The 6821-nt window shown below is 68.6% G+C and carries 4 protein-coding genes; 2 read left to right on the top strand and 2 right to left on the bottom strand.

All coding sequences use genetic code 11. From position 1 onward, the window contains the following. Positions 1-504 precede the first annotated feature (504 nt). Positions 505-3147 carry a DEAD/DEAH box helicase gene (locus OG842_RS40310; RefSeq protein ID WP_266726416.1) on the top strand — a complete coding sequence of 881 codons (2643 nt, stop codon included), beginning with the start codon at positions 505-507 and terminating at the stop codon, positions 3145-3147. A 298-nt stretch (positions 3148-3445) separates the two neighbouring features. After that, the gene (locus OG842_RS40305; protein ID WP_328512648.1) at positions 3446-3970 is read left to right on the top strand and encodes a hypothetical protein; all 525 of its coding nucleotides are present in this window, start codon (positions 3446-3448) and stop codon (positions 3968-3970) included. Positions 3971-4294: 324 nt separating this feature from the next. Here the strand turns inward: OG842_RS40305 and OG842_RS40300 are convergent, their stop codons facing one another. Next, a complete protein-coding gene (locus OG842_RS40300; protein WP_328512647.1) occupies positions 4295-4960 on the bottom strand; it encodes a nitroreductase in 666 nt (221 codons plus the stop codon). A 78-nt stretch (positions 4961-5038) separates the two neighbouring features. Further along, positions 5039-6742: a sensor histidine kinase gene (locus OG842_RS40295; protein ID WP_328512701.1), complete on the bottom strand. Its 1704-nt coding sequence runs from the start codon at positions 6740-6742 to the stop codon at positions 5039-5041. Between the last annotated feature and the right edge of the window lie 79 nt (positions 6743-6821).

Raw genomic sequence — 6821 nt, 5'->3', positions numbered from 1 at the left:
CTCCGCAGACACGACGCGCCGCCGCTACGCGGCGGAAGACGACAACGCACTCCGTGCGTTGTTCCCGGACTTCGTCCGGGGTTGCCGGTCCACTCCGTGGCCCGGTCAGTCAACTTCGTTGATTGCGGCCCGGATCGCTCCGCGATCCGGGTGGCGGGCCATGAGTTGGGGGTGGTCTTGCTGGGATGTTCGGTGACGGGTCGTGAGGACCGGGGCTTCCTGCCCGTTCTCTGGTCCCTTGAGTCCCTGTCAGGAGGGTTCAGGGGCTGGCAGGGGCGGTCCTGCGCAGATGACAGACTAGCGGTTCGGAAACACTTCTACTGTCGGTGTGCGTCACTCTTAATGCCCAGCTAGATTAAGGAGTGGGAGCCGACACCCTGCCGCTGTCCCTGGGGTCGATTGTCTGTGCTTGGTTGTCGCTGAAAAATGCATGTTGCTGCACAGGGATCCGGGTCTTTTCTGGCTTGGAAATATGTCTGAAGCGGTTGAGGAGAGGAAGTTCTGGTGACGCTGAAGGAGTTGTTTCCGCATCAGGTGGAGGCGGTCGACGCGGTTCTGAGGGGCTTGCAGACGCCTGCGAGCGGGCACCTGCCGGCCGAGGGGCTGCGGACCCAGGTGATCGCCGCGACCGGCTCCGGGAAGACCCTGATCGCCGTCGCGGCCGCCGAGAAACTCGGCGCGCGGCATGTCCTGGTCCTGGTGCCGACACTGGATCTGCTGACCCAGACCGCGGCCGCATGGCGGGAAGGAGGCCGTACAGGGGCAATGGTCGGGGTCTGCTCTCTCCGGGCCGACGACTCCGACGGTGTGCCGTGCACGACCGACCCTGGCGAACTCGTCTCCTGGGTAAGGGGGCTGGAGCGGGTCACGGTGTTCGCCACGTACGCCGCCGTCGGACTCGGCATCCTCCAGAACGCCCATACAGTCGGCCTTGGTGCGTGGGACCTGATGGTCGTCGACGAGGCGCACCGCACCAGTGGGTACGCGGGTAAGCCGTGGGCCGCGGTGCACGACCAGGTGCGGATCCCGGCGACCCGCCGTTTGTACATGACCGCCACGGCCCGGATCTGGGAAGCGCCCGAGCATGCTCAGGGTGGTGAGTCGGGTGAGCCGCGGTTGATCGCGAGCATGGATCCGGGGTCGCGGGTGTTCGGGCCGGTGGCGTACAAACTGACGCTCTCACAAGCTGTGAGCCGGGGCCTGGTGGCCCCGTACCAGGTGGTGTGCGTCGACATCTCCGACCCTGAGTTCCATCAGCTGCGCGAGGAAGCCGGGTACGGGTCGGACGCCGCACGCGGGGCACGGCTCGCGGCGCTGCAGACCGGGCTCGTGACCGCGGCCGCCGAGGAGAACCTGCGGAAGGTGTTGACGTTCCACAGCCGGGTCAGTGAAGCCGAAGCCATGGCCACCGGTGTGGTGGATGCGGCCCGGAAGCTGTGGGAAGACGATCCGCGACGCTATCCGGAGCCGGAGCGGGTATGGGCCGACTGGCTGTATGGCGAACACTCGCCCGCCCACCGGCGGGCTGTGCTGGAGGAGTTCGCCTCCGACACCATCGAGAACCAGGGTCAGGCGCAGGGTCAGGCGCAACTGGTCGAGGGTGGCGTCGAGGGGCGCAGCAGGGATGGCAGGGGCGGCGGGCACGGCAGGAGTGGGCAGCGGTCGGGGAAAAGGCCGGTGCCGGCGGCGTTGCGGGTGCTGAGCTCGGTGAAGGTGCTGGGCGAGGGTGTCGATACGGCGAATTGTGATTCCGTCGCTTTCTGTGATGCGCGGGGGTCGATGATCGATATCGTGCAAATGGTCGGACGTGCCCTGAGAATCAAGCCTGGTCAAGGGAAAATTGCTTCTCTGATTGTTCCGGTATTCCTCGCTCCGGGTGAAACACCGGACGAAATGCTGACCTCGGATGCCTATGGAGCCCTGGCGAAGGTTCTCTCAGCGCTGCGGGCGCACGACACCGAAACGATCGAGCACCTGGCGGATCCTCGTGTCCGGAGTGGGAGTTGGCTCCCGGAGGGTGCCGAGGTAGGCGAGGCGGTAGCTGAGCGGGAAGTGTCGGAGGGTGAGCGGGGACCGAGCACGCCTGCGCAGGAGCTGCTGAAGTTCAGCACGCCCCGGGATCCTGCGTTGCTGGCGCGGTTCGTGAAGCTGCGGGTGATCGAGCCGGAGAACACGTTCTGGCGGCGTGGTATCCAGGCATGCGTTCGGTATGTGAAGGAGACCGGGGCAGGGCAGTTGCGGGTGCCGTACGACTACGTCACCCCTGATGACTGGGTGCCGGCCGGGTTCCCGCTGGGGACCTGGCTCGCCGACCAGCGGAAATCCCACAAAGTGGGGCGTCTGGATGCGGGGCGGGTGGAACAGCTCGATGGGCTGGGGATGGTGTGGTCCCATCAGGACGTTGCGTTCGAGGAAGGCCTCACAGCCGCCCGCGCCTGGGCGGCCGTGCACGGTCACCTGTTGCCGCCCGTCACCGCGGTCTGGGACGGATACCCGGTCGGGACCTGGACCAAGAACCAGCGATTCGCCGCCCGGACCGCGGACACGAACGCGGAACGCCGTGAGGCCGGCCTGGCTGTCGAGAGCAGTGCGGGTGCGTCGACCGAGGCACGGCGCGCAGCGCTGGACGAGATCGACCCGGGATGGTGCCCGGTATGGGACACCGGGTGGCAGCGGTGCTTCCGGCTCATCCAGAACCTCCTCCAGGACGGCGGGGCCCTGCCGGTGACGGCCGACAAAGTGATCGTGCAAGGAGAAGACCTCGGAAGGTGGGTCACCGCGCAGCGGCACGGGTGGGAACAGCTCCTGCCCGCACAGCAATGGCTCCTGGAAAACGTCCTCGGAATCGAACCCGCCGAAGAGACAGAACGGCCGGTGAAACGGACGCAGGACACCATGTGGGCCCTCAACCTCGCAGCGGCACGGCAGTACCACGCCCGGGAAGGACACCTACGCGTACCCCGCAAACACGTCGAACACCTGGAAGGAGCAGCAGAGGGGACGACGGGCCCAGCAAGCCGTCAAGCAGGCGCTGGAGAGCCTGTGACCGTACGGCTGGGCACCTGGCTCGACAACGTCCGCAAACGCGCCCACAAGCTCACCGAGCAACGCCACGCAGACCTCGATCAGCTTGGTATGCGCTGGTAGGCGTTGTGCCTCGCTGTCTGCCAAGAGCCGAATGCCTCGCGGGGCAGTCCATCCCGTCGGCGCGGCCCGTCCGCGTTGTCGCCCGGCCCGAGTAGTTCGCCGCCGGTACCTCCCGGTGTGGAGGGGTTTGCCTGCTCCCGGCCTCAGCTCCGGTGCGGGACAGCGCCCGTCGAAGGAACCCGGTTGCACAGACGCGCCCCGCACGGAGGAGGATACGGGGCGGGAGGGGATTTGAATGCGTTCAGAAATGCAGGATCCGGGGCAGAGGCAGGCGCGCGTAAGGGACAGGTTCGGCGCGGTGCTGACGGCTTCGACGTCGATGCTGTTCGTCGAGGCGGTGATCGGGACGATCGCGCTCTTCGTATGGGGGCTGACCCAGGCGAGCCCGGACCATCCCTACAACGCGATGGGGCTGATCGTGCTGGCGCCATTTGTTGCGGCGGCCGAAGCTGTCCTCTGCGCCCTGCTGACGGTCGGCGTCGTGATGCCGCTCCTGGTCCTGGGCGGATGGCTCGGCCGTAGGCTCTCGGGGCGCGAGGCGTGGTGGTGGATCCCGGCGCTGGCGGCCACCGCAACTGCCCTGCCCTTCCTGGCCGCGGCGGTACTCGGAGAAACCGGCCTCCTGGGGGGTCTCGGCGGGTGGCTCGCTGTGACGGCGGCGCTCGCCGCTCCGCCGCTGGTCGCCCGCAGGCTACTGCTGCCGGACCGCCCGCAGCTCTCCGGCGGCGCGATGTTCGGGTGGGTGGCGTTGTACGGGACGCTCGCTGTCGTCACCGCCGGCACGCTCGCCAGCATCGGCCTGTACGCCGCCGGGATCGGGTAGGAGCCTCCGCAGCGGAGCGCGGAACGGGTCGCCGGGACACGGTCCGACGGGAAGGGAGGCACGCTCATCCTCACAGCAGACGGCAAAGCCACGGCGACCCGCGTCGAGACGCTCGGCTTCGATCCCGAGGTGCACAAGTGCTCCGGCACCGGAACCTGGGGGTACGACCCGGGTGCCGGACCGTGGTCCCAGGAGGTGGATGCGTCCGTCGACGACTGCTCCATGGACACCTGGCACGTGTTCGGGACCCCCGAACATCCGAAGCTCTTCGTCTACGATCGACGGTCGCGCCTGCTGATCCTGCGGACCTCGACTGTCCGATAGTCATATTCCGATGAAGTTCACGGTTTCCGTCATGTCTGCCCGCCCGGTGCGCAGCGGTGGCGCGCCTTCCTTCTCGAATCCCACCGAGACACCGCAGAGCAGCACGAGCCTGTCGTCGGCCCCGACTATCTGGCTGACGGTCTTGCGATACATCGTCCACATCACCTGGGGGCAGCTGTGCAGCCCTTCCGCCCTCAGTAACAGCATGACCGTCTGCAAATACATCCCCGCGTCCGCCCACTGCCCCGGGCCCATCGTCCGGTCGAGGTAGCAGAACAGCACGAGCGGCGCCCCGAACGCCTCCGAGTTCAAGGCGGCGATCTTCATGGGCCGGTCGGGGTCGTCGCGCTCGATGCCCAACGCTTCGTACCGCTGGGCGGCCGCGGCAGCGAAGCGGTCCATATACGGCGAGGCCAGTTCGGCTGGGTACATCGGGTACTCCCGCTCGTCGCCCGGGTCGCCCGCCAGTGCCCTGGCCGTCGCGCGCCGCTTCAGTTCGGCCAGGGGCTCGCCGGCCACGACGTAGACATGCCATGGCTGGAGGTTCCCACTCGACGGAGCCCGCGTCGCTGCGGTCAGCACTCGTTCGAGAACCTCCTGGGACACCGGCTCGTCGCTGAACGCCCGCACGGCCCGGCGACCATCCACGGCTTCATACACATCCACGTGGTTCTCGTCCTCTCACTCAACGTAGCTCGACCTGCCGGTCGGCAATGATCTCCGCCAGTCCTGGATTGTTTCGGTTCAGCTCCTCCTCGACGGTGCGGAAGGTGGCCGCGGGACTGTCGGCGGGCTTGCGGGCACGGTGTCCTTCGTCGCCAGCGTGTTGCCTGACCAGCAGAGCCGATAGAGGTCGACCTCGGTCAACAGGTCGCGGCCGGATCGGTAGAACTCGCAGCGGGTGCCAGGCGGTTGGGGCGCGGAACGGGCACGGTCGGGCGGGTAGGGGTAGGCGTAGGCCGGCAGCAAGGGAGCGAGTTCGGCACGCGGGCGGCCGATGGTCAGCTCGTCGAACCGGGACGGCGGCAGCACGCTGGTTGTCAACTGCCAGGCCAGGTAGACGGCTGAGGGTACGAAGAAGGCAGCTGCGACGACAGGAGCCACGAAGGCGGCGACGGAGCGGCGACGGGCGGCATTCCGTACGGAGGCGAGCCGCTTGACGGACTCCGGTACGACGGTGTCCGTACCCGGGGCCGGGCGAGCGGCCCCTGCGCGCAGCCTGGGGAGTGCGGGCGCCACCCCCGGTTGTGACATCGGCGTCCCTGGGCAGGCCGCGACCTGGTGCGGGAAGACCGCGATGACGCGGAATCCGCCCTGGTACGGGCCGGTCCACAAGGAACCGCCGAGTACTGTCACCCGCTCCCGAAGCCCCGTCAGACCTCGGCCACCGGCGCCGACCATCGGGCCTTCGGCCGCGAGCGCTGGCCGGTCAGCCGGCGCAGCGGCGTTCACGACGCTCACGCGGGTACGGTCAGCCTCGTGTGAGATCCGCACCCTGATCTCACCGTCCGACGCGTGCTTCACCGCGTTGGTGAGTGACTCCTGCACCGCCCGGTACATGCCCCGTTGGACCAAGGGGGACAGCACGGGCATCGCCCCGTGCTGCTCCCAGCGCACCGGCACCCCGGAGGCGACCGCCCGCCCGAGTAGGTCCTCGACAGTGTCGGGGACGGGCAGACCCGCACCCGGTTCCGTTCCGGCCGGGTCGTGCAAAACTGCGACGGTCTCGCGCAGTTGCTCCACGGCGTCCGCGATCGTCCCGCGCAGCTCCGCGAGATCGGCGCGGTCGCGGTCGGTGAGGTCGGGAGAAAGTTCCAGGGCACCGGCACGCAGGGCGACCAGGCTCAGCGCGTGCCCGAGAGAGTCGTGCATGTCGGCCGCGATGTCCGCGCGTTCGGTCAGCCGCGCCCGCTCCGCAACCAGGTGCTGGCGCTCCTCCAGGCTCCGGGCCAGCCGCCAGCCTTCCCGGACCAGTTCGCGCCGGCCGCTCCAGTGCCGTCCGGCCAGCCAGGGCAGCAGGAGAGCGGCGGGCAGCACGGTCAGTGCGTAGAACCACCACACGGCCTGTGTCCGCAGCACCGCGCACGTCGCGAGATCGGCTGCAAGGCAGCAGGCCAGCACCAGGAGCGGGCGTCGTGCCGCGGCGACGCGGGCCCCCAGCAGACAGCTCAGGGCGGCCAGCGAGAGGACATGGGCGTTGGCGGGGGTCGCCGGGTCGGCCATGCCCAGCGCGCACAGTGCGTTGACCAGGACGACTGCGGTCCCCGGCCGGCGGCGGGACAGCGGCACGGCCACCGCCAGGACGGCCAACGGGAGACACAGGTCCTGGAGCGGCGATGCCGCTGCGCCCGCGTCTCGGAACCCGTAGCCGGTGGCAGCGGCGAGCACGCTCCACAGGGCCACATCACCGCACACGAGTCTGACTGGGGGCATGTGTATGTACGGCATGGTGCGTCGACCGTCCTTCTGGTACATGGCCTCACCTTTCCGGGTCGATTCTGTGGGACGGGCCCGGACGCCTGGCGAG

The organism is Streptomyces sp. NBC_00376 (assembly GCF_036077095.1).
Classification (GTDB): domain Bacteria; phylum Actinomycetota; class Actinomycetes; order Streptomycetales; family Streptomycetaceae; genus Streptomyces.
The sequence above is the reverse complement of the archived record's forward strand: the minus strand, read 5'-3'. Positions and strand labels throughout refer to the sequence as shown.

Excerpts from the sequence above, each read along its gene's own strand:
- OG842_RS40295 (WP_328512701.1), bottom strand. The coding sequence starts at position 6,742 with ATGCCGTACATACACATGCCCCCAGTCAGACTCGTGTGCGGTGATGTG.